Genomic DNA, 25,746 nt, shown 5'->3' with positions numbered 1-25,746 from the left:
TTCGATCAGGAGTGCTGTTTCAATGAATACCATCCCTCAAGACTTCGCCGGAAAAGTCGTACTCGTCACCGGCGCCGCCAGCGGTATTGGCCGCGCGGTTGCGCTGCTGATGCATGAACGAGGTGCAAGCGTCATCGCCGAAGACAAAAATCCGACAGTCGAGCAACTGGCTCGTCCCGGGCTGGTCCCCCTTGTGGCGGACATCACCCGGGACGGCGTCGCCGAACAGGCGGTGGCCAAAGCCATCGAACACTTCGGGCGGCTGGATGTACTGGTGAACAACGCCGGGATCATCATCAACAAACCGGTGATCGACATGACCCGGGAAGACTGGGAGCGCGTGCAGAACGTCAACGTGACCGCCGCATTCCTGCATTCGCGCGAAGCCATCAAAGCCATGATTCCCAACGGTACGGGCGCCATCGTGAACATTGCGTCCTACGCGGCGTACCAGGCGTTTCCCACCATTGCCGCCTACACCGCGTCCAAGGGGGCGCTGGTGCAGCTTACACGGACACTCGCGCTGGAAGTCATCGAGCACGGCATTCGCGTCAACGCGGTGGGCTCCGGGGATGTGGTCACCCATATCCTCGACAGCGTCGTCGCCGACGGGCCGAGTTTCCTGGCACAACACGGCGAGACCGCGCCGATCAAACGCGCCGCACAGCCGGAAGAAATCGCTGAAGTCGTGGCATTTCTCGCCTCGAACAGGGCGTCTTACATGGTCGGTTCAGTGGTCATGGCGGATGGCGGTATGAGCGTGGTTGCCGGCTAAGCGGACAGGCGATCTTTTCAGCGCCTGCGCTACCGCTTTCGCAGGCAGGCCAGCTCCCACAGGCGATTCGCTGTGGCTGAAAGAGCTCTGCCAACAGGGCCGGCGCGCCAGACGCTTTCTCCCCAACAATAGAGCTCTAATGTGGGAGCTGGCTTGCCTGCGAAGACGGTGGCACAGCAAGTACCTCTGCACCTGACACAACTCCCGCAACCTGGAGCTACTTGACCAACCGCTTTTCCTTGGAGGGGCGGTATCCGAAATACGAGCTGTAGCACTTGCTGAAGTGGCTTGGCGAGACAAACCCGCAGGCCACCAGCACTTCCACCTGCGACAGTTCGGTGTGCTGCAACAGGCGGCGAGCTTCGGTGACGCGCAGTTCCATGTAGTAGCGTTGCGGCGTGGTGCCCAGTTGTTCCTTGAACAGCCGCTCCAGCTGGCGGCGTGAGCGGCCGGCGTAGACCGCCAACTGGTCCAGTTCCAGCGGCTCTTCGAGGTTGGCGTCCATCAGTTTCACCACTTCGCGCAAGGGCGCGCTGACGCTGATGTTTTCGGTAGGTTTGACGCGGCGGTAGCGAGACTCTTCGAAGGCCAGAATGTCTTCGATGCCTTCGACCAGCGCCTTGCCGTGCAGGCCTTTGATCCAGTCCAGAGCCATATGGAAGGCGCCGGAGGGGCTGGACGCAGTCAAGCGGTCGCGGTCGATCACATAGGGTTCGCTGGTGACGTGGGTGGCCTTGGACACTTCCGCCAGGGCCGGGCGATGTTCCGGGTGGATCGCGCAACGGTAGCCCTGCAACAGACCGGAGCGCCCAAGGAACCAGGAGCCGTTCCACAACCCGGCAAGATGGATGCCGTGTTCGGCGGCGGTGCGCAGCAGATGGATGAAATCTTCGCTGGCCTTGAGCTCGGTACGGAAACCACCGCAGATCACCAGCAGTTCCAGGGTTTGCAGCGCCGCTGCGTCGAGGCGCGCGTCCGGGCGGATGACCAGCCCCAGATCGCTGATGACTTCGCCATCGTCCCAGCCGAACGTGCGGGACTTGAACAATTCGGGACGCAGCAGGTTGGCGGTGACCAGAGTGTCGAGGGTCTGGGTGAAGGCCGGAAGCGAGAAGTGTTCGAGCAACAGGAAGCCGACGCGGGTGACCGGTGTCGGCTGCCAGGGCGCATCGTTGAGGTAGCGCAGGTTCTTGCCTTGCATGCCGCCGCTGAATTGACGTCTTTCCATCGAGGGTTGGCCCACTCTTGTTGTTGATGCAGTGGGCGCCATCTTAGGGGCAAATGCAGCGGCTGTCTCAGGCGGCGCGCAACGCCGCCAGCTTCAGGCCGAAACCGACCAGAAACATGCCCGCAAGCTTTTGCATCACCCGCGAAGCCGTGGCATTGGCGCGCAGGCGACTGGCGAAAAAGCCGGTCAGCAGCACCACGATCGTGCCGTAGATCAGGGTCAGGCTGGCAACGGTTGCGCCCATGAACGCAAAGGTCGAAAAGCCCGGGTTGCTGGTCGGATCGATGAACAGCGGGAAGAACGCCATGTAGAACACAATGGTCTTGGGGTTGAGCAAGGCGATCGTTGCGCTCTGGCGCAGGTAATGGCGAGGCTTGATCTCCAGTACCAACGCGGCGCCCGGCTTGGCGAGCAACAGGCTCGCGCCCAGCCACATCAGGTAGGCCGCACCCAGCCACTGCACGGCATGGAAGGCCGCCGGGTGGGATTGCAGGATGGCCGCAACGCCGGCCACCGCCAGCCACATCAATACCTGATCGCCCAGGATCGCACCAAACGTGGCCGCGATGCCGGCGCGCAGTCCGCCTTTGCTGGTGGAGGTGATCAACGCCAGGTTGCCCGGCCCCGGGATCAACAGCAGAAGGATGAACGCCAGCACAAAGGAGCCGTAATCAGTTACGCCGAACATGGGAATGCCTCACAGGGAAAGGTGGATCGAGTCTAAAACGCGCAATAAAAGCTGAACAAGATGTTTCAGCGCCATTGCGTTGCTGTATCGAACAAAACAGCGCAATCCTGGGTTTTATTCCCTGATATTCAAAAAACCGCTGCTCTCCAGCCCCTCAACCTACTGAGAGGCGGCGCATCTGATACGGTTTTTTCTTCACTATCTGAATCTGTACCAAAAACGCCTCGACGCCGACAATCAACGCACGCCCGACATCCCTGTCGGGCGCGACAGGCAGGTGCCTGCCGCCCTTCCCTCCGGAGGTCCCATGACCAAGATGGCAATTTTCCTGTTCGGCTTTTTGGCGCTGACCATCGGTATCGGCCTGCTGGCGACCATTTCGCCGGTCTGAGCCTAGCGGAACGTCACCATTTCAAAATCCGCCGAGGTGCCCGCCGCCTGCATCGCCAGCTCCTTGATGGCGATGGTGCGCACCTGGACGCCCTCGTTCCACGGGTTGGTGTAACTGAGCAGTCCGCTCGCCGGGTCGATATGGAGAATGGCAAAGGCATGCCCATCGCCCTTGGACCAATCCCCATTGCGCGCCGGTTTGCCGCCGAACACGATGGCCGCCCGCGTGCCGACTGCGCCGGCATTGCTCAGCAGGAAGCGGGTGATGTCGTCAGGCGAGCTATGGGCATCGGCCAGGCGCAGGTGATCACCGTACTGCCCCGCCAGCAACTCCATGACTTTGTTGGTGGGCAGCGCACCTTTTGCCGGGTCCAGGTGGAAATACTGGAACATCGCCCCCACCACCGCCGCCGCCGGCGCATCGCCCTTGCCGTATTGGTCCAGATCACCCGCCTGCAAATGGAACACCGTACCCGGCGCCCCCGGCAGGCTGACGTTGAAGCTGCCGTCGGTATTCAGGGTCACGCCGCGTTGCAGGATGTCGGCACCGGTGCGGGTGTTGGAAAACGCCTTGACCACCGAAATGCCCACGCAGTCGCCTTCGCTGGTCTGGTTCAAGTGGGTGCCGATGGGTTGGCGGATCGGGCTGCCAGCCAACGCCGGCGCCCAGGGCCCGGCGTCGATCACGCTGCCCTTGGCGTCTCGTTGCAGGGCGCGAATGCTGCCATCGGCACTGTAGCTGCCGTCGCTCAGGGAATTGACGATGTTTTTCACGTCGGTGTTCAGGTTGTCGCGGGCACCGCCATCGCGCTGCATCGCGGCCTGAAACGCCTGGGATGCCTGGATGATGCGCTGACGGGTATCTGCATCCGGACGGGCGCCACGGCTGTGGTCCAGTTCAGTGAGCAGTTGATGGTAGGCGGTTTCGATGGCGCGAATACCGACTTGGGTGTCGGCGTGCGCGGCAACGGAGGTACTCGCAAGCACCGCGAGGGCAAGGCAATGGAATAAAGGACGCTTCACGCTGAGGGTCTCGAATGAGAGTGTTGAAGCGATCCCTCGAACCAGGAACCCGTTCAATCGCTTCGTGCCGCAACATCCAGTAGCAGGGCTGACATGCAGCGGCGAGCATGCAATAGCCGCTCAAAAGCCGTCAATGGGGGCAAGCGGCTATAGGCGTTCCCTCACCCCGCGAACAACATCGGGTACAGCGACAGCACCAACAGGCCGGCCATCGAGCCATTGAACAGGCGTAGCCAGCGCGGTTCGCGCAACACATTGCGCAAACCGCTGCCACAACCGACCCAGATGCACACACTGGGCAAGTTGACCACTGCAAACACCAGGGCAATCAGCAGCACGTTGGCCACATAACCTTCGGCCGGCGTGTAGGTGGTGATGGCACCCAGCGCCATGATCCACGCCTTGGGGTTCACCCACTGGAAGGCCGCCGCGCCGAGGAAGGTCATGGGCCGGACTTGCGCGTCGCCACCCTCGGACATGCCGCCGGCCGTGGCAATTTTCCAGGCCAGATAGAGCAGATAAGCCGCACCGACGTAACGCAGCAGCGTGTACGCCCACGGGAATACCTTGAACACTTCGCCCAACCCCAGGCCCACGGCGATCACCAGCACCATGAAACCGATGCTGATCCCCAATGCATGAGGCATCGAACGACGGAAGCCGAAGTTCACGCCCGAAGCCAGCAACATCGTGTTGTTCGGCCCGGGTGTGATCGACGACACGAAGGCAAATAGCACAAAGGCCGACAATAGGCTGGTGGACATGAACATGGCGCGGTATCCGGGCGAAGAGGCATGCCAGTGACATTAATGGCTTGCGAGGCCGGCTGCCCCGTACAGCCATGCTCGGATCGAGGGATACACTTTCAAGGGACGACGCTGACGGTGAGTTGTTCGATCACCAGTGGGCCGCCCGTCCTGACCGTCCAGTCCTGGCGCAACTTGCGATGGTAGATGCGGCTGTCACTGCGGCTCTGCCATCCGGCCCGTTGCGCACTGTCGGCGCGCACTTCCCCGTACCAGTCGACCACGAAGCTGACGTGATAGGACTGTGCGGCGGTCTGCTTGATCTCGATGGCCGACACGTCATGGAAATTCCACAGTGTCTGGGCCAGCAGGTTGTTGTACCAGTCGGCGAACGCGGCGTGGCTGGTCAGCGGCGCCATGCCGAGGAACACCGCCGACAGGTGCTGGTCATCCAGATGGGCGAGAAAGTAGTCGGCATTGGAGGCGTGTTCGAAATGGGTGAACCATTCATAGATGAACTGGCGGATGTCATTGCTGTTGGTCGCGGCCAGGCCGTTTAGCGGCTGGAACTGACGAGCCTGTTGTTCGTACTGGGCCAAAGGCGCGATTGCTTTCGCCGTGGCGGCATGGCTGCATCCCAGCCACGCGACTGAAAGGCTGAGTGCAAGTATTTTGAAGCAGGCCCCTGCGGCCCGACGGAGATAAAGTGGCATGGCATGTCCTCGTTGGGGTTCGAGGGGCCAGCTTAGGGCGCGGGATGGGTGCAAAAAAGGCGCCCAAGCCACAAGCGCTTTGAAGAGAAACTTCAGGATCAATCGCATGAGCAGACGACTCCCGGTTTTGCCCCGGGAGCCGTGTGAGGCGGGAACGGCTCAGTTCTGCGGACGTTGCTTGGTCGAATCCAGCTCGGCTTTCTTGGCCGTGGAAATTTCGGTGATCTGCGCCGACTTGGCGATGGCCAGGTCGAAAGTGTCCTGCATCTTGGCAATGGCTTCGGTGGATGTGCCTTTCAGCCCACCGTTGGCCGCCCAATCGAAGTTCCACACGCCGGACAGGTTGTCGGCACCCGCCACGTCATGGGTTTCGATGGCGGTGAATACATCCGGATGACGTTCCATGTACTTGGCCGCGTCGGACACATCCTTCGGCACCTTGCCCGACGCATTGTTGGCCAGTTGCGTCAGTTCCTGCTTGGTGATCGCCGACTTGCCATTCTGGCGCATATAGTCGGCGATGACCTTGCTGGACTTGGAGATGTTCAACTTGTCGTCGAACACCGAAGGTGAGGTTTTTGGAGTGTTCGACCCGCCACCAGTGGGCGTTACAGTAGTAGACATCGGCGCTGCTCCCTCAATGAAACGAATGAAATCGTCGAGCTGACGATAGCCCGTCACGGACGGTAGCATGGGCCAGTGGCCATTAATCACCTCCTTCACAACAATTCACAAGGACCGCCAATGTCGCGACCAAATGCCGAGACAGCCCGCCGGAGCACTCACGCAGAGCATTGATCAAGACTGCTTGCCACGCTGGCGCACCAGCCCTTCCAGCGTAAAGCGCGCCTGCATCAACACCACATCGCGCACCTGTTCCATTTCCTTCTGATTGATTTCGCTCCACTTGAGGGCCGTGAGCAGCTTGGGTTTCTGCACGCGAAACGCCAGGCCCTGGGTAAACAGCGCCATCGAGTGAATCACTGTGCGATCGTCCTCGACGGCAAAGCCGGCCAGCCGTGCGATCAACTGGCGGATCACCCGGCCAATGCGCAGCTTGAAGCGCTCTTCGAACGCCATTGTTGCGCTTTCCGGACACAGGCCGGCCTGATGCCGGTCGAGGAACGCGCGCCACGCGCTGGTCTGGGGGCTGTCCTGGATGGTCGAGACCACGGTGCCGAGAATGCCCAGCGACACCTCGATCAGTGCCGGGTCGCCGGATTCGGCATCGGCCAGGGCGGCTTCGGCAGCTTCCACGCTGGGGGCCATTTTGCCCCATAGCAACCTGATCAAGTGTTCGACGCACTCCAGGTACACCCCTTCCTTGCCGTCGAAGTAGTACTGGATCGCCGGTGCATTCACCCCGGCGGCGGTGGCGATATCCCGGGTGGATGCGCCGTCGTAGCCACGTTCGCCGAACACCGCGACGGCAGCTTCGACAATGCGTGCGCGGGTTTCCTCGCCCCGTTGGTAGCCCCCTTCGGCGGCTGGTTTGTGTCGTGCCATGGGCAACTCCCTTCGAATATCGGACCAAAATATACCAGTTGACAAAAATTCGCGAAGATTGGAATTTATACCACCCGATATAAATCCGGAGTGACCCGATGTCCGCTGCCCCTCCTTCCCCTCAGGTCATGCCTGAAGACACCGTCAACGGCCAGCGCGGCAAGGCGCGACGGATCCTGCTGAGCCTCGCCGGCGTGGCGCTGCTGATCGGTGTGTCGTGGGCCGCTTGGTGGTGGCTCACCGGGCGCTTCATCGAAACCACCGACGACGCCTACCTGCAGGCCGACAGCATCAGCGTGGCACCGAAGATCAACGGTTACGTGGCCGAAGTGCTGGTGGCCGACAACCAGAACGTGAAGCGCGGTGACATCCTGGTGCGACTCGATGCGCGCAAATACCAGGCCGTGAGTGACGAAGCCTCGGCGACCATTGCCGCCCGCGAAGCGGACTTTGCCAAGGCCCAGGCCGACCTGGTGCAGCAGGACTCGACCATCGCCGAAGCCCGTGCACAACTGCAAGGCGCCGAGGCCGACGCACGCCATGCCCAGACTGAAGTCGCCCGCTACGCGCCGCTGGCCCGTTCGGGCGCAGAGCCGGAAGAACGCCTGGCGCAGTTGAACAACCAATTGGCGCAGGCCCGCAGTACCGTGGCCGCCAAACAGGCCGCGTTGCGCTCCAGCCAGACCCGCTACGGCACGCTCCAGGCCCAGCTCAAGCAGGCCCAGGCGCAGCTCGGCGTGGCCCGTGCCAGCGAAGCGCAAAGCCAGCTGGACGTCGATGACGCAGTGATCCGCAGCCCGCTGGATGGCCGTATCGCCGACCGCGGCGTACGCGTCGGCCAATACGTGCAACCGGGCACACGCCTGTTGACCGTGGTGCCGCTCAGCGCCATTTACCTCACGGCCAACTACAAGGAAACCCAGATCGGCGAGATGCGCGCCGGGCAGTCGGTCAGCGTGCATGTGGACGCACTGCCCGGACGCACGCTGCAAGGCCATATCGACAGCCTTTCACCGGGCACCGGCGCGCAATTCGCCTTGCTGCCGCCGTCCAACGCCACCGGCAACTTCACTAAAATCGTACAACGCGTGCCGGTGCGCATTGCCCTGGACGTGCCGGATGAGGTGTGCACGGCCTTGATGCCGGGCCTGTCGGCGACCGTGGAAGTGGACACCCGCACCCACGACGCGGACGCCCACCATGGCTGAAGCGCTGATGGCCGAGGTGGCCGCCGAGAAACCGCGCAATGCCTCGCTGACCGACTGGATCGCCGTCGCCGCCGGGGCACTGGGGGCCTTGCTGGCCACCCTTGACGTGTCGATCACCAACTCGGCGCTGCCGCAGATCCAGGGCCAGATCGGCGCCACCGGCACCGAAGGCACTTGGATCGCCACCGGGTACCTGATGTCGGAAATCGTCATGATCCCCCTCGCCGCCTGGCTGACCCGTGTGTTCGGCCTGCGTCGGTTCCTGATCGGCACGGCCTTGATGTTTACCCTGTTCTCAATGTTCTGCGGCCTGTCCTCCAGCCTTGGCGCGATGATCGCCGGGCGTATCGGCCAGGGCTTTGCCGGCGGCGCCATGATCCCCACCGCACAGACCATCGTGCGCACGCGCCTGCCCCCGCACCAACTGGCGATTGGTACAACGATGTTCGGCATGACGGTGATCCTCGGTCCGCTGCTGGGCCCGGTTATCGGCGGCTGGCTCACGGAAAACATCAACTGGCGTTGGTGTTTCTTCCTCAACCTGCCCATCAGCATTGCGTTGATCACCTTGCTGATCACCGGCCTGCCCACCGAGCGCATGAACCTGCAACGCTTCATCAGTGCTGACTGGCTGGGCATTCTGGGATTGGCCATGGGCCTGAGTTCGCTGACGGTGGTGCTTGAGGAAGGTCAGCGCGAACACTGGTTCGACTCGCTGCTGATCACCTGGCTGAGCGTGACTACCCTGATGGGTTTTTTCCTGATTGCGGTCGGCCAGTTCCGTTCCAGCACGCCGATCCTGCGCCTGCCGTTGTTGCTCAATAAAAGTTTTGGCGGCGTGTTGTTGATCGCCACCACCGTCGGCGCCGGGTTGTATGGCACGGCGTACCTGGTGCCGCAGTTCCTGGGCCTGCTCTCCGGCTACAACGCCGAACAGTCGGGCTCGATCATGTTGCTGGCGGGCGTACCGGCATTTCTGTTGATGCCGATCCTGCCGCGCATGCTCGGGCGCTACGACCTGCGCTGGATGGTCGGCCTGGGCCTGCTGCTGTATTGGGGCAGTTGTTTTGTCGACACTCGACTCACCGCCGACAGCGTCGGCCATGACTTTGTCTGGTCCCAACTGCTGCGCGGCTTCGGGCAGATCCTGGTGATGATGCCCCTCAGCCAGTTCTCCATGCGTTCGGTCGAGACCAAGGATGCCGGTGATGCGGCGGGGCTCTACAACATGTCGCGCAACCTGGGCGGCACCATCGGCCTGGCGTTGCTGGGTGTGCTGATGGACCGCCGCAGCCACTTCCATGACGACCGTTTGCGCGAAGGCATCCTGGCCAACAGCCAACTGGCCCAGGACCACATGACCAGCAACACCGCCAGCTACCTGGCGCAAACCGGCGATGCCTCCACTGCGCAGTTGCAGACGCTCACCCAATTGGCCAGCGACATCGCGCGGCAAGCCTCGGTGATGGCCTACAACGACGCGTTCTACTTGCTGGGCCTCGCGATGCTTGCGTGCCTGCCCCTGATCTTCATTCTGAAAAAGCGCACGGTACAGCCATGATTGCTCGCTCCCTCCCCCTGCTCCTGTCCGTCGGCTTGCTGACCGCCTGCACCGTCGGCCCGGACTACCACGGCGCCCCCGACGTTGCGCCAAAAACCCTGGCAGCCGGTCACCTGCCCCATGCCGACAGTGCCGTCGGCACACCTGCCGTCGCTCAGTGGTGGCACGCCCTGGGTGATAAACAGCTGGACGCGCTGGTCAGCCAGGCTCTGCAAAATAGCCCTGACATCGCCACCGCCCAGGCCCGCGTGAAGCAGTCACGCGCCAGCCTCAGCGGGGCCCGGGCAGACGCGATGCCCAAGGTGACCGGCGACGCGGCACTGTTGAAACTGCGCTCGCCCGACACGTCGGCGCTGGGTGGCAGCGGCGGTGGCGGACGCGGCCCCTTGAACCTCTACCTTGCAGGCTTCGACGCCAGTTGGGAGGCCGACCTGTTCGGCGGCACCCGCCGGGCCGTCGAAGCGGCGCAGGCCGAAGCCGATGCTTCGCAAGCCCAACTGGCCGATGCCCAAGTGCAACTGGCCGCCGAAGTCGTGCAAGCCTACACCGACCTGCGCGACCAGCAGGCTCGGCTGGCCCTGGTGGACGCCAGCGTCGATATCGAGAACCAGGCCCTTGACCTTACCCGCCAACGCCGCAATCGCGGAGTGGCCTCACAGCTGCAACTGGAGCAAGTGTTGACCCAGGCCGAAAACACCCAGGCCCAGCGCATGCCACTGCAAGCAGCCATCGTTGAATCCCTCGACCAACTGAGCCTGCTGTGCGGTCTGGAACCCGGCGAACTGGACAACCGCCTGGCCAGCACCAAAGCCCTGCCGAGTATTCCTGCCGAGGTACCTTTGGCCAATCCCGCCACCTTGCTCAAGGCCCGCCCCGACATCCGCGTCGCCGAACGCAAGCTCGCCGCCAGCAACGCCCAGATCGGCGAGAAAACCGCCGACTGGTTTCCCAAACTCAACTTCATGGGTGACTTGTCATTCTCCGCCGGCGACCCCGGCCACCTGACCCGCAAGGACAACGGCACCTGGCTGATCCTGCCCAGGCTGACCTGGAACGCCCTGGACTTCGGGCGTGTGTCGGCCAGCGTCAAAGGCGCCGAAGCGGGCCGCGACGAGGCCCTCGCCCAGTATAAAAGCGTGGTGCTGAGTGCATTGCGTGACGCAGACGTGGCACTGGCGCGCTACGGGCATCAACGCCAGAACGTGGTACTGCTGCGCAACGTGGAATCGTCCGCCGTGCGCGCAGCCGACCTGACACGCCAACGCTATCGCGCGGGTACTGCCAGCACGCTGGATTGGCTGGATGCGGAGCGCACGCGCTACCAGGCACAGGAGAGCCGGATTTCGGGGGACGCGGAGTTGCTGAAGGATTTTGCGTCGCTGCACAAGGCGCTGGGCTTGGGGTGGACATTGTGACATCCGCGCTTACACTCCCCTGGCAATCGGCTGACCGCCCTCCGCCAGGCACCGCGCCAGATGAGCATGAGGGATGGCATACCCATCGTCACCGACTCCACTCAAAAAAACATAACGCTGCCCCTTGAGAAGAAGCCCTATCAGACGCTTTCTTTCCAATAACCGCGTTTTGAAAAAGGTCCTTATTGCGCAGCCGTTGACGCCTTCAAAAACTAGGGTCTGTATGAAAAGTCGTGAGCAGCGTGTCGGCATGGTCGGTATTTACCGGCCTGCGAGAGTATCTCTCTGGCCCGGCTCCCTCCCAAATGACGGCGTGAGCATCAGCGCCGATTCATGACCGCCCGGCTCCCGCTTCGCCCCAAGCGAGACTCTTATGGCATAATTTTTTTCTTAACCCATAAGGATGCCTCCGCGCCCAGCATCGAAAGATTGTCAATTGTATTTTTGTTACTATTGTTTCCAGGCGCATTTTTTTATCATACGGCCATTGGCCTTAACTACATCTCGCCATTTCTGAATGGGTACATAAGCATCGTCGGAGCATTGGCGACAGCAGTACTTATGACGCATGCAACACTCACTCTGTTAAGTAAACAATCAATAGAAAAAAGAAACATCACTTTCCTGTTTTTCATGATGCTCTTTGGCGGTGTCTCTGCTTATCACTACCTCATCGGCCCGCACACAGAAAACGCGCAGAACAACCTTCTGCTGTTCGTAAACCTTGCAGCCTGCTACTTTATTTTCAAAAACATCAACGCCTTCGATAACAGCTATAAAAAGACCATTACATCACTGGGTCTTGCGATGAGCGCCGTCATCATTTATCAGTCCAACGACGGTGCCTTTGACTTAAGCGCGCACTCCGAAAACCCGTTATCGGTGGCTAATTACCAGACTATTGCACTGGCTTATATGCCCCCCATGATTTTGGCCATTGCAAAATCAACCTCCAGAATACAAAGATATATTTTATTCATCATTGCCGCCTCATGCCTGTATCTTAACGGCGCGCGAAGCGAATTCGTTGCCATCCTGATATTTTTCACCACTTTTGAGTCATCGCTGTCCAACCGCAGAATACTGGAAGCACTACTCGTTACCATCGCCACAGCAGTAACGATTACCGCAGTCCTCACGTTCAGCGATGAGAGTTCGAACAATAGAACATTGAGACTGGCCAACCTGGCCGAAGACAACTCATCCATTGTCAGGGATCAGATTGCACAAGAAGGCTTATCAAAAATAATCGAAAACCCTCTATTGGGCGCCTACGGAAACTATGAACCTGGCTTGTATATACACAATATATTGTCCGCGTGGCAGGACCTGGGTTTATTCGGCTTTATCTATTTCTGCCTGATGCTGGCCATTCCGCTGGTTTATTTCACACGGCAATCCTTGCTGAAACGTCAAAAATCAAAAGACGTCGCGCTGTGCATCGGCATGCTCGCCGCTACCTCCGTTCTACTGCTATACGGAAAGTATTTTGCTTATCCTTTGGTGGCTATCACGCTGGGGATGGTGTCCAGCAGAAGTCGGATAATGAAGGCGCCCCACTCCAACTCATTGCATGCTGTTTCATGATGGCCGGCGCGCAATTTTCACCAAAGAGTCGAACGCTCAGGCCTATCGTTATTGCAGAACGCCCCTGAATCCAGAGCAATAAAAAACCCCGTAGACGTTAATCTACGGGGTTTTCAAGAGTGGAGGCCGAGGTCGGAATCGAACCGGCGTAGGCGGATTTGCAATCCGCTGCATAACCATTTTGCTACTCGGCCTCAAACGATCAGTGCTTTTACAATCAGCACTCACCGCGTAAAAACTTGAGTGGGCTTGAAACCCTGCCTCTACTCTAACTCATTGAATACATTGAAGTTTTTAATGCTTCGATGCGTTCGATGGGCGCCATTATGTACGTATTTGCCAACCCGTGCAACCCCTTGATTTCAAAAATATTTCGGTTTGCCATCAAGGAGTTGCGTGGTCGGCCTACTCCTGGATCCGTTGCTCTTGGTACTGGGGATCGGCCTTGATCTGGGCTTCGGTAAAGGGCAACGGGCTGAGTGTTTTCCGGGAGAACGCTTCGGTCTGGTCCTTGAAGTGCGGGGAAGCCGGATTGCTCGACAAGGAAAACGCCAGCACGCCCAGGGCATGGGGGCCTTTTTCGTCGAAGGTGACGATTTGCAGGTAGCTGCTGCCGCTGACCACTTCACGCTTGCCGTCGGCCCGGGGCACGCTTTGCATCGCGTTGTAGATCCCCAGTTGCTGAGGGCCGCCATGGATCGGCGTCTGGCCGGACACCTGCACATCGCCCCAGTGGCTGTCCGCCGTCAGGCCGAGTTTGGCCACCTCGGCACTCGACGCCAGCATGGCGTTGCGCAGCGCCTTGGCCACCGGCTCACGCTCGATGGCCAGGCCACGCGGAGTGGTCAGGGGTTGCGTCGGGTCGAAGGCGACGCGCCAGGCATCGGGGATGGCCTGCAGTTGTTCCACCAGGTCGGTGAAGTGCACCAGGCCCAGGCCGCTGTCGAGGTTCGCGCGCTGGTCCCAGTCTTTCAGGCTGGTGCACAGTGGTTGCAAAGTACTCGCGTCAGTACCGAGGTGCTTGGCGCAGAATTCCAGCAGATCAGGCATGACCTGGCTCGCCAGGTACACCTCGTTGTCCATCACCATGTTTTGCAGATCGGCCACTGTGATCGGCTGCTTTTCCAGGGATTGCAGGCGCTGTAGGGCAAACCGCGCGCGCGGCCCCAGGCCGATTTTGTCCTGGCTGATCAGCGGTGAAAAACCTGTGAGCGGCGCCTTGGGGTTGGCCAGCCACGCCGAGTCGTTGGAGTGCTGGACGTAGTCGGTGCGTTCCAGTTGCGGCAGTTGGTCTGCGGCAAAAATACCGGCCTGGGCCGCGCGCGCGTCAACGTCCCAGGCGCAGGCGCCATGGGCACCGTCCAGCAGGATCAATTGCAGGCCCGCACGCGGATCGCTGCATTGAGCCAGTTTGGCCGCGCTGACGTTGGGCACCACCGACAGGTTCATGTACAGGCTTTGGCCCTGGTCATCGGCGGCCAGGGTGTTGACCCACGGGATACCTTGCAAGGTGTGCACCGAGGTTTGCAGCTCTTTGAGGCTGCCGGCACGGTTCATCGCGTACCACTGTTGCAGCACACGGTCGTTACCCAGGTTGGCGTCACGCAGGCTGAAGGCGTAGTGATTGTCCCAGTCCAGCTTGCCGGGCCATTGCACCACCGGGCCAAACTGCGAACTGTAAACCGTGTGCGGTTGCGCCTTGAGACTGCCATCGGCCTGTTTGACCTGCACCGTCAGGGTGGTCTTGTCCAGAGGGATGGATTTGCCGTCCAGCAGGTAACGCGTCGAATCCTTGGGGTCCAGCGTCAGACGGTACAACGTGAAGTGCTTGGACGTATCGACCGTATGGGTCCAGGCCACATGCTGGTTGAAACCGATGTTCACCACCGGCAGGCCCGGCAGCGCAGCCCCCATCACATCCAACTGGCCAGGAATGGTCAGGTGCATCTGATAGAAACGCATCCCGCCCACCCACGGAAAATGCGGGTTGGCCAGCAGCATGCCGCGGCCATTGAACGAACGGTCACGGCCCACGGCCACTGCATTGCTGCCGCGATCCAGGCTGAAGCGTTGCTGTTGGGCCGTCGCCAGGGCAAAAGCCTTGGCATCGGGCTGCACGCTGGCCGTCGCCTGCGGCGGTGCCGCGCCCACCAGTGCCTCGGCGAATTGACCAACACCGCCTTCCACCAACAAGCGACGGGTCAACTTCACCAGGTCTTCAGCCACCAGCGGCCGCACCCAGGCTGCCTGGCACTGCACGGGCGCGCCCTGCTCTTTCAGGTATCGGTTGTAACCGGCGACATAGCCTTCGATGCGCTGCCGGATCTGCGGGCTTTGCGCTTTCCAGAACGCCGCAACGGCCTGGGGTGAGTTGAGCCAGGTGAAGAACACATCGCTGGCCAGGTTGTTGCGTTCTTCGAGGGTCGCTTGCTCCGGGCCGAAGAACTGGGCGCGCTGGCCATTCACCGTGACCACTTCATTGGCCAGCAGGCACAGGTTGTCCTGGGCGTAGGCATAACCGATGCCGTAACCCAGGCCGCGCTCGTCGCTGGCACGGATATGGGGCACGCCGAAGCTGGTGCGACGGATGTCCGCCGACGCCTGTGTCACCTGTTCCCGTGCCGAGGCGGCCAGGCTCAGCCCCAGCATCACACCCGCCATGCACACACCGGACAACCGCTTGGAAATAATCACGCAGACTCCACAGTCAAATTGAACACCCTCACAGGGCAGTTACCCCACCGTAAGAACGCACACAACCGGGATTAATTTAGCGCGGGCCGCCGTTTATTTAAGGTGTTCAACGGGACGCAACATGGGCATCGACAAAATTTCTACACACATCCGTTCATGATTTTGCTCGCTCGTTCGTCTTATTACTAAGAGCGCCATCATTTTCCTGATCAGGCTCTGATAAGGAGTTTTTTGCATGTACAACCCGCAACTGCCCACGGATGGACATTCAGCCACTGCCGACGCCAATTTCAGCGGCGGCGCCCGTGCGTTCGGCAAAGCGCCCGAACAGCAGGGCAACCAGCGTATTCGTCACTTGCTCAAATGTTTCGGGCTACGCACCAGCCTGATTCGGCTGAAGGTCATCGACGCCTTGCTCACCGCAGCCGACAACCAGCGCACCCTGGGCGTGCGCGGCGTGCACAGCCATTTGATGGAGCTGGGCATCCCGTTGTCGTTTCTCAGCGTGCGCGAAGTGCTGAAGCGTCTGTGCAGCGAAGGCGTGATCACCCTCAACGCGGATAAAAGCTACAGCCTCCATGAAGAGGCTGCCAAGGTACTCGAAGGTCGGCCTGACTGATAACGCCAGGCTCATTGCCTCACATTCAGAGCTTGACCTTGCGGCGCATGATGCCGTTGATCACCACCACGACCACAGCGATTGCAATGGCGATGGTCTGGAACGTCTTCTCACTGATCACGCCGATGTTCTGCAGGTAGGACAGGCCAAACATCGAGGCCAGTACGGCCAGGGCGATCAGAATCGAATACTTCAAACGTTGCTTTTGTGTCATGACGGGTTCCTGAACCTGAAAAATATAGCCGGTGCCAAGCGCCGGACCCGCCCTGCGTACAACGGCGAACGGATCCGACAGGCGCCCATGGTACAGGAAACTCTGGCCCGGCCAATCAACCGCCATGCACCCAACGTTGATGCAGCCAGCGGGCGAACGCATCCAGCGCGAACCCCAGCAGCCCGATCAGCAATACCATCGCCATCAGTTCCGAATAGGCCAGGCGATCCCGGGTGTCGAGGATGTAATAGCCAAGCCCGGCACTGACACCCAGCATTTCGCACGGCACCAGTACGATCCACAGAATACCGATGGCCAAGCGCACACCCGTCAACACATGCCCCACCACACCGGGAATGACCACCCGCCGCAGAGTTTCCCAACGCGTCGCGCTCAGGCTTTTGCTCAGTTGCAGCCAGCGCGGGTCGAGTTGCCGAACGCCAGCGGCGGTGTTGAGCATGATCGGCCACACGGCAGCAAAGGCCAGCAGGAAGTAGATCGGCTGGTCCCCTACCCCCATCAGCATCACCACGATCGGCATCCAGGACAGCGGCGAGATCATCCGCAAAAACTGGAACGCCGGCGTAGTCGCCGCCTCCAGATTGCGCGAACTGCCCACCAGCAGCCCCAGCGGCACGCCCACCAGCAACGCCAGAAACAAGCCGACGAAGATGCGCTTGAGGCTCACCGCCACGTGCAGGTACAACTCACCTCGCCCCAGTAACTCCCACAGACTGCTGAAGGTGGCCGCTACGGAAAAGCGCGCCGACAAGCCGTCGGCCGCCCCGAATATCTTCACTCCCAGCCACCAGAGCACCACCAGCGCGGCCAGACCGCCCAGTCCCAGCACAGCGCCCGGGATTTTGCTGTTATTCAAACGCCAATCTCCTCGTGCCGCTCAAAGCCGTCCGGCAAACCGAAGGTTTTCATGCCGCCCACCGCCTGGATGGCATTGCGCACGAAGCGGTCATCCACCAGGTCCTTGGCGACGAACGCCGGGTCGAGGTCGGCGAGGAATTTCTTGTCGCCCTCGATCAGCGTGTCTTTCAAACGGCGCACCAGCTCTTCGGTGTAACTGGGGAACGGATAAGGCTGAAAGTCGATGCGGTGCTCGTCCCAGTTGGCGTGCTGGATCGCCCCATCGGCCAGGTACGCCGCACGATCGGCCGCCACCGGCGCCAGCACTTTGCTCAACACCGGCTCGGCATGTGGGGTGTAGCGGTTCGGGCCGTCCTTGGACAGCAGTTTGACTGCCTCTTCGCGATTATCACGGGTCCACACCTGGGCCTTGACGATGGCATTGACCACCTTCTGCGACCACTCCGGACGATTGGCCAGGTCGTGTTCATGCATGAACACCACGCAGCACGCATGATTGCGCCAGACATCGCCGGTAAAGCGTTGCACACGACCGACCTTGAGGTTCTCCGCCAAGGCATTGAACGGCTCGGCGACGATATACCCGTCGATGCGCTTGCTGGCCAAGGCTGGCGGCATGTCCGACGGCGGCAGCACGATCAGGTTGACTTCATTGGGCGCAATCTCGCTGCCCGTCGCGCGGGCCACCGGCGTCAGGCCGTTGTCGCGAAACAGCTGTTGCACCACCACGTTATGGATCGAATACCAGAACGGAATCGCCACCGACTTGCCGCCCAACTGTTTCACGTCGGTAATGCCCGGTGCCACCGTCAGCCCCGAGCCGCCCACATGGTTCCAGGCCACTACCTTGGCCGGCACCTTGCTGCCATAGCGCGCCCACACGGTCATCGGCGACAACAGGTGAATGACGTTGACCTGGCCGGAAATGAACGCCTCGATCACTTGCGCCCAACTGCGCAGCAGTACCGGACGTTCAGCCTTGATGCCCTCGGCTTCGAACAGGCCATTGTTGTGCGCCACCAGCAAGGGCGTGGCGTCGGTGATCGGCAGGTAGCCGATGCGTACCGGTGCATCCGGCTCGCTGGCTGCGCGGGCCTGCAGGCTGCTCAACAACGGGAGGGCACCGGCGGCACTGAGCACCGCCGAGAGTTTGAGAAAGTCGCGGCGCGAGTGGGTCAGGTCATCCAGGCACATGGGCAGGCTCCAGCAGATCAAGAGGGTTGGGTTGAGGGCGGCTCGCCTGCCGTAGGGTTTTGAGAATGTCGATACGCAGCGCGCCAATGGCTTCCACCTGTTCTTCGCGCGGGTGCGCCAGGTCGATGTGCCATTCGCCGAGGGTCCGCGCCGGGCGGTTGCCCAGTAGCAGAATGCGGTCGGACAACAGCAGCGCTTCGTCGATGTCATGGGTGATCAGCACCGCTGCCGAACCCTGCTCGCGGTTGACCTTGAGCAACAGGTGTTGCATGTCGGCACGGGTCACTTCATCGAGGGCACCGAAGGGTTCGTCCAACAGCAGCACTTGCGGCTGGCGCGCCAGACAGCGGGCCAACGCGGTGCGCTGGGCCATGCCGCCGGACAGTTGCGCCGGAAACTGCTGACGCGCATGTTCCAGGCCCACCGCCGAAATGGCATGGTCGACACGGCGCCGACGCTCGTTGCTGCTCAGGTGCGGTTGTCGGGCGAAGTCCAGGCCGAATGCGACGTTTTTCTCCAGGTTCAGCCACGGCAACAGGCTGGGGTCCTGGAACGCCACCGCTACCCGCGGATGCGGCCCGTGCAAGGGTTCGCCGAGGGCCTGCACGCTGCCGCCCTGGGGGGCCTGCAAACCGGCGAGCACCCGCAACAGGCTGGACTTGCCTACGCCGCTGGGGCCGAGGATCGACACCACTTCACCCGGCTGCAATTGGAGGTCAAAGCCCTGCAACACTGGCCCGCTGGCGTACCCCAGGCAAACGCCCCGGGCGCTCAATACCGCCGCACTCACAGGCCGGCCTGACGTTGCAGTTCGGTGCGCAATTGCACCAGGCTGGGCGTCACGATCGGCACAAACGCCGACTCGCGCCAGCGCCGCGCAAAACCGCTGCCATGGGCCGTGAGATACGCTTTGCCGCCGCTGGCCTGCAATTCGAGTTGCACGGCGCTGGCCGCCGTTTCGGCCAGGGCGATGCGCAGCTTGAACAACGGCACCGGCTCGGCGGCGAAGCGCTCGGCGAGCAGGCCTTTCTTGAGCTCGGTGACCAAATGATCAAGGGTCACGCGCAGGGCTTCCAGCTCTTCGCGCAGCACGGTGCGGCTGGCGCCCAGGTGGTTGGCGACTTCCGCCAGGGAGCGCCGGGCCAGGCCGATCGACATACCGCACTGCAACCCCAGGAACGCTGGGCGTACTGCCGGCAAGAATTTGCGCGCATCGTCATGCAGCAACCAGTCGCGACTCAGTTCCACGCCTTCCAGCCCCAACGCTGCGGTGTTGCTTGATTGCAGGCCGAGCAGTTCCAGGTCACGGGAGCGTTGCAGACCGGCCACCGAATCCGGGATCGCCAGGATAAACGGCGCGCCACCGGCGGCATGCTCGATGGCCGCCGCCGCCACAAAGCCATTCTTGCGCAGGTTGGTCACCCAATGCAGGCGACCGTTGAGCGTCCAGCCATCCGCCGTAGGCTCGGCGCTGATTTGCAGGCTCTCGATCCCCGACAGAAACTTCATCGCATTCGACAGCCCGGTGGCACCGGCCAGGGTGCCGTTGAGCAAGTCCGGCATCAGTTGCTCACGCAGCCGCGCGTTGGGACTTTGCAGCAGGTATTCGATAAAGGAACGCTGGCCCCAGCAGACAAACGCCGCCGCCAGGGAATGGCTGGCGACATTGGCGATGGCTTCCACCGCCCCCGTGACATCACCGCCCAGCCCGCCAAGCCGAGTGGGCACGCCAATGCGTAGCACATTGGCTTCGGCCAGGCGGGGTAACACATCCTGTGGATCGCAACTGCCCACGTCCAGGGCCTGCGCTTGAACATCGAGCCAACGGCTCAAGATAGGGTCAAGCATGAGTGTTTCTCCTTTTTACAGCGGTAGACCTTCACAAACGCGTACGCGCCTTCAGCTTGCCGGCTTTTCCCAACGGTATTGCGCCAGCTCCGGGTTCAGCGGGGTACGGGCAAACACGTTAGCGAAGTTGCACAGGGTTGCCAGGCTCACGCCCAAAATAACTTCCAGGGCCTGGCCGTCGGTGTAACCAGCCGCGCGGAAGGCTTCAAAACCTGCATCGCTGACATCGCCACGGGTGGCGATCACTTCACGGGTGAAGGCGGCGAGTGTCTCATAACGGGCATTGGGCAATTCGCCGCGCTGGCGCAGCGCCTCGATCACCTCTTCGGGCAGCTTGGCCTTGTTGCGCGCCACGGCGGTGTGGCCGGCCACGCAGAAATCGCAGCCATGGGTGGTGGCGGCAATCAACTGCACCACCTCACGGTCGGCCAGGCTCAGTTCCGATTTGGCGTTAAGGCCCGACACGGTGATGTAGGTTTCCAGCGCTGCGGGCGCATTGGCCAGCACCGCCAGCAGGTTGGGAATGAAACCCGAGGCTTTTTGAGCGTTTTCCAGGAAAGGTTTGGCGGCTTCGGGTGCGGTCTCAGGGGTGAGCAAAGGTACGCGGGACATGGAGTGGTCTCCTGATGGGTTCGTGCCTCCAGTCTGTTGGTTATAAAAAATCGTCTCAATAGGCTAAAGTAGCGATTACTTGCTCTTGAGTCTTTCCGTTAGATGAATTCGTCCAGTGCACTTGTCGATTGGTTATTAGATAGCCTCGAGTTCAACACCAATCTCTTTCATGTCGGCCGCTATTGCGGCGATTGGCACGCGAGTACCCACGGCCTGGCGAGCGCAAGTTTCCATCTGGTGGTCCAGGGCCAATGCTGGCTGCACCTCGAAGGCGACACCACGCCGCACCGCCTGGACAATGGCGACGCGGTATTTCTGTTGCGCGACCTGGCTTATCGGCTCTCCGGAGAACCCACCGCAGAAGGTGCACAGGAATGCCCGCGCCGCCCGATGCTGCCGCTGGACAGCACCGCCAGCGACGGCGTGGGGCTGGTCTGCGGTTTTTTCCACTTCCAGTCCGGACTCTCGGCGATGATCGTCGACACCCTGCCCGCCTGGATCATCTTGCGCGCGGGCGACCCGTCGCTCACCGCGGCGCGCAACCTGTTCGAACTGATCCTGCAAGAGTGCGAGCTTGCCCCGACGCCCTCACCCGCCCTGCTCGAACGTTTGTGTCATTTGTTGTTTCTGTATGTATTGCGTCAACAGGTGCGAGATAACGCCGAGCTCGGCGGGCTTGCTGCACTCGGCCGCCAGCCGGCGTTCGCGGGCTTGCTGGAGCAATTGATCGCCCGCCCCGCCGACGCCTGGCCCCTGGAAAGCATGGCGGCCAGCACCGGCCTGTCGCGCTCGGCATTCTTCAAGCGCTTCAACGAACTGTGCGGGCAATCGCCGGGGCAGGTGCTGTTGATGATGCGCATGCGCCACGCCTGCCAGCTGTTCAAGGGCAACCAGACCGTGGCGGAGGTGTCTTTGGCGGTGGGTTATCAATCGGTGGCGGCGTTTACCCGGGCATTCCACAAGGTCACCGGGCAACAGCCGGGGGCGTATCGCAAGGCGCAGGGCTAGCGCTGCAACCCGGTGGTGGGCTCGGCACAGAGTTCCACCAGCCAGTCCACGAATACTCGCACGCGTCGGGACAACTGACGGTGCGGTGGGTACAGCGCCGAGAGCGCCATTTTGGGCACCGCCACCTGAGGCAACACCTCCACCAGCGTGCCGGCAGCCAGTTGGCGCATGGCGTGATAATGCGGCGCCTGAATCAAACCGAACCCCGCTTCGCACGCGGCGAAATACCCATCGGAGCTGTTCACCGCCAAGCCCTTTTTCAAATTTACGCTATGTAACTGGCTGTCTACCTGGAACTCCAGGCCAAAGCGTTTACCGCTGACACTGGAAACGTATTCCACCATCTGATGCTCAACCAGGTCACCCACTGAGCCCGGAACACCCTTGCGCGCCAGGTATTCGGGACTGGCCAGGGTCAGTTGGTCCATCATCGCCAGGGGCCGTGCCACCAACGATTCGTCCAGGGCCAGGCCACCGCGCAGCACGCAGTCCACGCCGTCACGGATCAAGTCCACCGGATGGTCGTTCAGGCCGATTTCCAGCTCGATCTGGGGATAACGCGCCGCAAAGGCAGGCAATGCCGGGATCACGATCAAGCGTCCGATGCCCGAGGGCATATTCACGCTCAAGGTACCGCTGGGGTTCTGGCGGCGGGTGGAAAACACCGCCTCGGTTTCCTCCAGGTCCGCCAGCAACTGCACGCACCGCTGGTAGTACGCTGCGCCATCCAGGGTCGGGCTGACTTGCCGCGTGGTGCGTTGCAACAGTTGCACCCCCAGATGCGCTTCGAGTTGCTTGATCAGCACGGTCACCGAAGCACGGGGCAATTGCAGGCTGTCGGCGGCCTTGGCAAAGCCTCGCAACTCGACGATCCGGGTGAACACGCGCATCGCGTTAAAACGGTCCAAATGACGACTCCCCGGCCTGATTATTTAGATATTACGAATGCTGATAGCACTTTTAGCCGGTTTATCTCGATTTTGTCGAGCGTAACAATGCAGCCCTACTCACCCAAGGAGCTGAACCCATGCACACCCGCCAACTCGGTACCCACGGTCCCCTCGTATCAGCCATCGGCCTCGGCTGTATGGGCATGAGCGATTTCTACACCCCCGGCGGCGACACCCGGGAAGCCACCGCAACCCTGCACCGCGCGCTGGAGCTGGGCGTCACCTTGCTCGACACCGCCGACATTTATGGCCCGCACACCAACGAACGATTGATCGGCAAAGCCATTGCCGGCAAGCGCGACCAGGTGCTCCTGGCCAGCAAGTTCGGCATTCTGCGCGACCCGGCCAACCCCGCGTTGCGCGGCGTGAACGGCCGCCCCGAGTACATCCGCACCGCTATCGACGGCACCCTGCAACGCCTGGGCGTCGACACCCTGGACCTGTATTACCAGCACCGCATCGACCCGAATGTGCCAATCGAAGAAACCGTCGGAGCCATGGCCGACTTGGTGCAACAAGGCAAGGTGCGTTACCTGGGCTTGAGCGAAGCCTCCGCCGCGACCCTGGAGCGCGCGCACAAAGTACATCCGATCAGCGCCCTGCAAAGCGAATACTCCCTATGGAGCCGAGATCAGGAACACAACGGCTGCCTCGCCGCCTGCCAGCGCCTGGGCGTCGCCTTCGTGCCCTACAGTCCACTGGGCCGCGGGTTTCTGACCGGTGCACTGCAAAGCCCGGACGACTTCGGTGCCGATGATTACCGTCGCTCCAGCCCGCGTTTTCAAGGGGAGAACTTCGGCAAAAACCTTGAGCTGGTCAAACAGGTACAGCGGTTGGCCGCCGACAAGGGCATCAGCGCCGGGCAACTGGCCCTGGCCTGGGTGCTGGCACAGGGTGATTTCATCATCCCGATCCCCGGCACCAAGCAACGCAAATACCTGGAGGAAAATGTGGCAGCGGTTTCGGTCCGACTCAGCCCGAACGAGCTGGCGACACTGGAAGCGATCTTTCCGCTGGAAGCCACAGCCGGCTCGCGCTATCCGGAAGCGGTCATGGCGATGCTGAATATCTGATCAGGGGCGAACTGAATAAGGTCACTGTGCAACAGCCGGGGGCTTCCGAGGGCTTGTTGCAGCGCACAAGCACTGGCTTGAAACACGGAGCATTGGGTTACCGGGAACGTTTCCCAGCGTATATCCACGTAATGGCAACCCTGAGATGCAGTCAGGTCTCACCCCAAACGTGAAGGATAGATCAATGCTCCAAGCCCTCGGTCACTCGCCTGCAACACCCAATCATGCCCAGCCGGCGGCGGCGCCTGAAAAGCCAGAAGTGTCGATTTATGATCCGCCCGCAGATCTGCCCACTAACCCGAACCCTGGAGAAGTCAGTGTCAGAAATCACACGCTGTACGAAAAGGGCGACCTCAAAATTTATCGGGAACTTGTGTGGGAGCCATCGTCCCCCGGAAAACACGAACTATTGGGAGGTGGACTTGTGGTGAAAACCGGCGAGAGAGCGGACACCATCCACGTACGAAACTGGTCTGGAGACAAGTTGCAACTCATCATTAACGGCGAGTCGCACCTGGTCGATAAAGATGAGGCAAAAAATCCGAATCTGGAGCTTCGACTTGAAACCAACGGCGGTAACGACAAGGTATTCATCGACGATGACGTCAAGATACGAGTGACCGTTGTTGCCGGAGACGGCGATGACTTCGTTCAAGCCGGAGGCGGCCCGACCAAGGTCTTCGGCGAACGCGGCAACGATGTGATTCGCCTCGGTAGCGGGCTTGGTTACGCCGAGGGTGAAGACGGCGACGACACCATCATCGGTGGCAGTGGGCATGTCGCAATCTACGGAGGCAAAGGCAATGACCGCCTCTATGCGGGGGTTTGCACTGCGAGTAAACAAAGCTACCTGGACGGTGGTGAAGGCAAAGACCGATTGTATGCCGGCACCGGGCATACGGTATTGCACGGCGGCAAAGATGATGATCTGTTGGTGGGTTTCGCGCGCACCACCTTCTACACCGGCAGTGGTCAGGACACTATTTTCAGGAACAAGGCTGATGACCGCATCTACGCTGGCGCGAATGACCGTTTTGACCGTACTCGAGGTTCGGCATTCACCGAAGTGAAACCAAGCAACGCAGGCCACCAGGGATTTACAGTGACCGGCGACGAAAACTTCAAGAATCGTATGGCAGACGACTTCGAGTTTTTCCGCAGTTCCCCCATTGGCCAGCAAACCCTTGCCGGGATGGATGACATCGCCAAGGAAAATGGTGCCAAAGTAGAGATCCTCCAAGTTGGCTATGGCGGTGGAGCCTACGTATTTGGTAGTACCGCAATAGAGCGCCTGACGCCTGAGGAACTCGAACATGCCGATAATTCCATATATGGAGAAATCAAGGATGGTATCCCCGGCTCCCGTGCCGACCGTGGCAAGATTTATATCGACCCTCACTCGATTCTCGAAAACCCCGAACAGACCAACACATTTATGCCTGTCACCATCCTCTTTCATGAGATCGCCCATGCCTACAATGGTGGCACCGGCACCAGCCTCTCGGGCGAGATCATTGAAACACATGCAGATGGCGAGTCCTGGCCTGTTTTGAATGAGGAATACCAAGTCATTGGCCTTCCAAACGATGCAGAACCTTTTGACTTCGACAACGACCCCTCAACGCCGCTGACCACGGTCAATCCGAAACCGTTCACCGAAAACGCCTTGCGTGAAGAAATGGGCAAACCCTTGAGGCGACACTACGTGTTGGAAAATGGTGCTCAAGGAACTCCAGCCTGATACCTGCCCACGGTAGCGCCGCAAATAAACGCAGCGAGTCAGCGGGCAGGACTCGCTGCACCCCACCACCCACT

Annotated in this window: 24 protein-coding genes and 1 tRNA gene; 9 read left to right on the top strand and 16 right to left on the bottom strand. The window is 61.0% G+C overall.

Features of this window, described 5'->3' with window-relative positions; all coding sequences use genetic code 11:
* Positions 1-22 precede the first annotated feature (22 nt).
* Complete coding sequence (locus ACW9IN_RS02310; RefSeq protein ID WP_457364365.1) at positions 23-775, top strand: SDR family NAD(P)-dependent oxidoreductase; 753 nt, start codon at positions 23-25, stop codon at positions 773-775.
* A 217-nt stretch (positions 776-992) separates the two neighbouring features.
* Here ACW9IN_RS02310 and ACW9IN_RS02305 read toward each other — a convergent pair whose 3' ends face one another.
* The 7 genes from ACW9IN_RS02305 to ACW9IN_RS02275 all read right to left on the bottom strand — a co-directional run bounded on the left by ACW9IN_RS02305 (position 993) and on the right by ACW9IN_RS02275 (position 7,069).
* Positions 993-1,976, bottom strand: a complete 984-nt coding sequence (locus ACW9IN_RS02305) for a GlxA family transcriptional regulator (RefSeq protein ID WP_457364484.1) — start codon at positions 1,974-1,976, stop codon at positions 993-995.
* Positions 1,977-2,070: 94 nt separating this feature from the next.
* On the bottom strand, positions 2,071-2,691 hold the full coding sequence (locus ACW9IN_RS02300; protein ID WP_457364364.1) for a LysE family transporter: 621 nt from the start codon (positions 2,689-2,691) through the stop codon (positions 2,071-2,073).
* 393 nt (positions 2,692-3,084) lie between these two features.
* On the bottom strand, positions 3,085-4,104 hold the full coding sequence (locus ACW9IN_RS02295) for a hypothetical protein (RefSeq protein ID WP_457364363.1): 1,020 nt from the start codon (positions 4,102-4,104) through the stop codon (positions 3,085-3,087).
* A gap of 161 nt (positions 4,105-4,265) precedes the next feature.
* A complete protein-coding gene (locus ACW9IN_RS02290; protein WP_457364362.1) occupies positions 4,266-4,874 on the bottom strand; it encodes a LysE family translocator in 609 nt (202 codons plus the stop codon).
* Between the two features lie 95 nt (positions 4,875-4,969).
* The gene (locus ACW9IN_RS02285) at positions 4,970-5,449 is read right to left on the bottom strand and encodes a hypothetical protein (RefSeq protein ID WP_457364361.1); all 480 of its coding nucleotides are present in this window, start codon (positions 5,447-5,449) and stop codon (positions 4,970-4,972) included.
* A gap of 273 nt (positions 5,450-5,722) precedes the next feature.
* Entirely contained in the window at positions 5,723-6,187 is a 465-nt protein-coding gene (locus tag ACW9IN_RS02280) for a hypothetical protein (protein ID WP_457364487.1), read from the bottom strand.
* Positions 6,188-6,361: 174 nt separating this feature from the next.
* Positions 6,362-7,069 carry a CerR family C-terminal domain-containing protein gene (locus tag ACW9IN_RS02275; protein ID WP_457364360.1) on the bottom strand — a complete coding sequence of 236 codons (708 nt, stop codon included), beginning with the start codon at positions 7,067-7,069 and terminating at the stop codon, positions 6,362-6,364.
* A gap of 98 nt (positions 7,070-7,167) precedes the next feature.
* Here ACW9IN_RS02275 and ACW9IN_RS02270 point away from each other — a divergent pair, with 98 nt between their 5' ends.
* From ACW9IN_RS02270 to ACW9IN_RS02255, 4 genes are all read left to right on the top strand, one after another.
* The gene (locus tag ACW9IN_RS02270) at positions 7,168-8,277 is read left to right on the top strand and encodes an HlyD family secretion protein (protein ID WP_457364359.1); all 1,110 of its coding nucleotides are present in this window, start codon (positions 7,168-7,170) and stop codon (positions 8,275-8,277) included.
* A complete protein-coding gene (locus ACW9IN_RS02265) occupies positions 8,270-9,838 on the top strand; it encodes a DHA2 family efflux MFS transporter permease subunit (protein WP_457364358.1) in 1,569 nt (522 codons plus the stop codon). Before ACW9IN_RS02270 ends, ACW9IN_RS02265 begins: the two co-directional genes overlap by 8 nt.
* Positions 9,835-11,253, top strand: coding sequence for an efflux transporter outer membrane subunit (locus tag ACW9IN_RS02260; protein ID WP_457364357.1), 1,419 nt, complete (start codon positions 9,835-9,837; stop codon positions 11,251-11,253). The genes ACW9IN_RS02265 and ACW9IN_RS02260 overlap by 4 nt, the downstream gene beginning before the upstream one ends.
* Positions 11,254-11,586: 333 nt before the next feature.
* Entirely contained in the window at positions 11,587-12,840 is a 1,254-nt protein-coding gene (locus ACW9IN_RS02255) for an O-antigen ligase family protein (RefSeq protein WP_457364356.1), read from the top strand.
* Between the two features lie 120 nt (positions 12,841-12,960).
* On the opposite strand, the gene ACW9IN_RS02250 is transcribed toward ACW9IN_RS02255, so the two are convergent.
* Together ACW9IN_RS02250 and pvdQ are read right to left on the bottom strand one after the other, a co-directional pair.
* Positions 12,961-13,034, bottom strand: a tRNA-Cys gene (locus ACW9IN_RS02250).
* Between the two features lie 211 nt (positions 13,035-13,245).
* On the bottom strand, positions 13,246-15,534 hold the full coding sequence (gene pvdQ / locus ACW9IN_RS02245; protein WP_457364355.1) for a bifunctional acylase PvdQ: 2,289 nt from the start codon (positions 15,532-15,534) through the stop codon (positions 13,246-13,248).
* A 235-nt stretch (positions 15,535-15,769) separates the two neighbouring features.
* On the opposite strand from pvdQ, the gene ACW9IN_RS02240 reads away from it, so the two are divergent.
* On the top strand, positions 15,770-16,153 hold the full coding sequence (locus ACW9IN_RS02240; RefSeq protein WP_457364354.1) for a fe2+ zn2+ uptake regulation protein: 384 nt from the start codon (positions 15,770-15,772) through the stop codon (positions 16,151-16,153).
* Positions 16,154-16,178: 25 nt separating this feature from the next.
* On the opposite strand, the gene ACW9IN_RS02235 is transcribed toward ACW9IN_RS02240, so the two are convergent.
* The 6 genes from ACW9IN_RS02235 to ACW9IN_RS02210 form a co-directional block, all read right to left on the bottom strand.
* A complete protein-coding gene (locus ACW9IN_RS02235; RefSeq protein ID WP_105521727.1) occupies positions 16,179-16,367 on the bottom strand; it encodes a hypothetical protein in 189 nt (62 codons plus the stop codon).
* A 115-nt stretch (positions 16,368-16,482) separates the two neighbouring features.
* The gene (locus ACW9IN_RS02230) at positions 16,483-17,229 is read right to left on the bottom strand and encodes an ABC transporter permease (RefSeq protein WP_457364483.1); all 747 of its coding nucleotides are present in this window, start codon (positions 17,227-17,229) and stop codon (positions 16,483-16,485) included.
* 11 nt (positions 17,230-17,240) lie between these two features.
* On the bottom strand, positions 17,241-18,440 hold the full coding sequence (locus ACW9IN_RS02225) for an ABC transporter substrate-binding protein (protein WP_457364353.1): 1,200 nt from the start codon (positions 18,438-18,440) through the stop codon (positions 17,241-17,243).
* Positions 18,427-19,230: an ABC transporter ATP-binding protein gene (locus ACW9IN_RS02220; protein WP_457364352.1), complete on the bottom strand. Its 804-nt coding sequence runs from the start codon at positions 19,228-19,230 to the stop codon at positions 18,427-18,429. The genes ACW9IN_RS02225 and ACW9IN_RS02220 overlap by 14 nt, the downstream gene beginning before the upstream one ends.
* Positions 19,227-20,288 carry an acyl-CoA dehydrogenase family protein gene (locus ACW9IN_RS02215; RefSeq protein WP_457364351.1) on the bottom strand — a complete coding sequence of 354 codons (1,062 nt, stop codon included), beginning with the start codon at positions 20,286-20,288 and terminating at the stop codon, positions 19,227-19,229. Before ACW9IN_RS02215 ends, ACW9IN_RS02220 begins: the two co-directional genes overlap by 4 nt.
* 51 nt (positions 20,289-20,339) lie before the next feature.
* Positions 20,340-20,900, bottom strand: coding sequence for a carboxymuconolactone decarboxylase family protein (locus ACW9IN_RS02210; RefSeq protein ID WP_457364350.1), 561 nt, complete (start codon positions 20,898-20,900; stop codon positions 20,340-20,342).
* A gap of 102 nt (positions 20,901-21,002) precedes the next feature.
* On the opposite strand from ACW9IN_RS02210, the gene ACW9IN_RS02205 reads away from it, so the two are divergent.
* Positions 21,003-21,908, top strand: coding sequence for an AraC family transcriptional regulator (locus tag ACW9IN_RS02205; RefSeq protein ID WP_457364349.1), 906 nt, complete (start codon positions 21,003-21,005; stop codon positions 21,906-21,908).
* Here the strand turns inward: ACW9IN_RS02205 and ACW9IN_RS02200 are convergent.
* On the bottom strand, positions 21,905-22,816 hold the full coding sequence (locus tag ACW9IN_RS02200) for a LysR family transcriptional regulator (RefSeq protein ID WP_457364348.1): 912 nt from the start codon (positions 22,814-22,816) through the stop codon (positions 21,905-21,907). The genes ACW9IN_RS02205 and ACW9IN_RS02200 overlap by 4 nt on opposite strands.
* 119 nt (positions 22,817-22,935) lie before the next feature.
* Between ACW9IN_RS02200 and ACW9IN_RS02195 the strand changes: the two genes are divergently transcribed.
* Positions 22,936-23,931, top strand: coding sequence for an aldo/keto reductase (locus ACW9IN_RS02195; protein WP_457364347.1), 996 nt, complete (start codon positions 22,936-22,938; stop codon positions 23,929-23,931).
* Between the two features lie 184 nt (positions 23,932-24,115).
* On the top strand, positions 24,116-25,672 hold the full coding sequence (locus ACW9IN_RS02190; RefSeq protein WP_457364346.1) for a M91 family zinc metallopeptidase: 1,557 nt from the start codon (positions 24,116-24,118) through the stop codon (positions 25,670-25,672).
* The last annotated feature ends 74 nt before the right edge of the window (positions 25,673-25,746 follow it).

The organism is Pseudomonas sp. SDO5271_S396, assembly GCF_054071795.1.
This window is presented reverse-complemented; position numbering and strand designations above follow the sequence as displayed.

Coding starts and splice junctions, on each gene's coding strand:
- ACW9IN_RS02310 (WP_457364365.1), top strand. CDS start 23: ATGAATACCATCCCTCAAGACTTCGCCGGAAAAGTCGTACTCGTCACC.
- ACW9IN_RS02305 (WP_457364484.1), bottom strand. CDS start 1,976: ATGCAAGGCAAGAACCTGCGCTACCTCAACGATGCGCCCTGGCAGCCG.
- ACW9IN_RS02300 (WP_457364364.1), bottom strand. CDS start 2,691: ATGTTCGGCGTAACTGATTACGGCTCCTTTGTGCTGGCGTTCATCCTT.
- ACW9IN_RS02290 (WP_457364362.1), bottom strand. CDS start 4,874: ATGTTCATGTCCACCAGCCTATTGTCGGCCTTTGTGCTATTTGCCTTC.
- ACW9IN_RS02280 (WP_457364487.1), bottom strand. CDS start 6,187: ATGTCTACTACTGTAACGCCCACTGGTGGCGGGTCGAACACTCCAAAA.
- ACW9IN_RS02275 (WP_457364360.1), bottom strand. CDS start 7,069: ATGGCACGACACAAACCAGCCGCCGAAGGGGGCTACCAACGGGGCGAG.
- ACW9IN_RS02270 (WP_457364359.1), top strand. CDS start 7,168: ATGTCCGCTGCCCCTCCTTCCCCTCAGGTCATGCCTGAAGACACCGTC.
- ACW9IN_RS02265 (WP_457364358.1), top strand. CDS start 8,270: ATGGCTGAAGCGCTGATGGCCGAGGTGGCCGCCGAGAAACCGCGCAAT.
- ACW9IN_RS02260 (WP_457364357.1), top strand. CDS start 9,835: ATGATTGCTCGCTCCCTCCCCCTGCTCCTGTCCGTCGGCTTGCTGACC.
- ACW9IN_RS02255 (WP_457364356.1), top strand. CDS start 11,587: ATGACCGCCCGGCTCCCGCTTCGCCCCAAGCGAGACTCTTATGGCATA.
- ACW9IN_RS02240 (WP_457364354.1), top strand. CDS start 15,770: ATGTACAACCCGCAACTGCCCACGGATGGACATTCAGCCACTGCCGAC.
- ACW9IN_RS02235 (WP_105521727.1), bottom strand. CDS start 16,367: ATGACACAAAAGCAACGTTTGAAGTATTCGATTCTGATCGCCCTGGCC.
- ACW9IN_RS02225 (WP_457364353.1), bottom strand. CDS start 18,440: ATGTGCCTGGATGACCTGACCCACTCGCGCCGCGACTTTCTCAAACTC.
- ACW9IN_RS02215 (WP_457364351.1), bottom strand. CDS start 20,288: ATGCTTGACCCTATCTTGAGCCGTTGGCTCGATGTTCAAGCGCAGGCC.
- ACW9IN_RS02210 (WP_457364350.1), bottom strand. CDS start 20,900: ATGTCCCGCGTACCTTTGCTCACCCCTGAGACCGCACCCGAAGCCGCC.
- ACW9IN_RS02205 (WP_457364349.1), top strand. CDS start 21,003: ATGAATTCGTCCAGTGCACTTGTCGATTGGTTATTAGATAGCCTCGAG.
- ACW9IN_RS02195 (WP_457364347.1), top strand. CDS start 22,936: ATGCACACCCGCCAACTCGGTACCCACGGTCCCCTCGTATCAGCCATC.
- ACW9IN_RS02190 (WP_457364346.1), top strand. CDS start 24,116: ATGCTCCAAGCCCTCGGTCACTCGCCTGCAACACCCAATCATGCCCAG.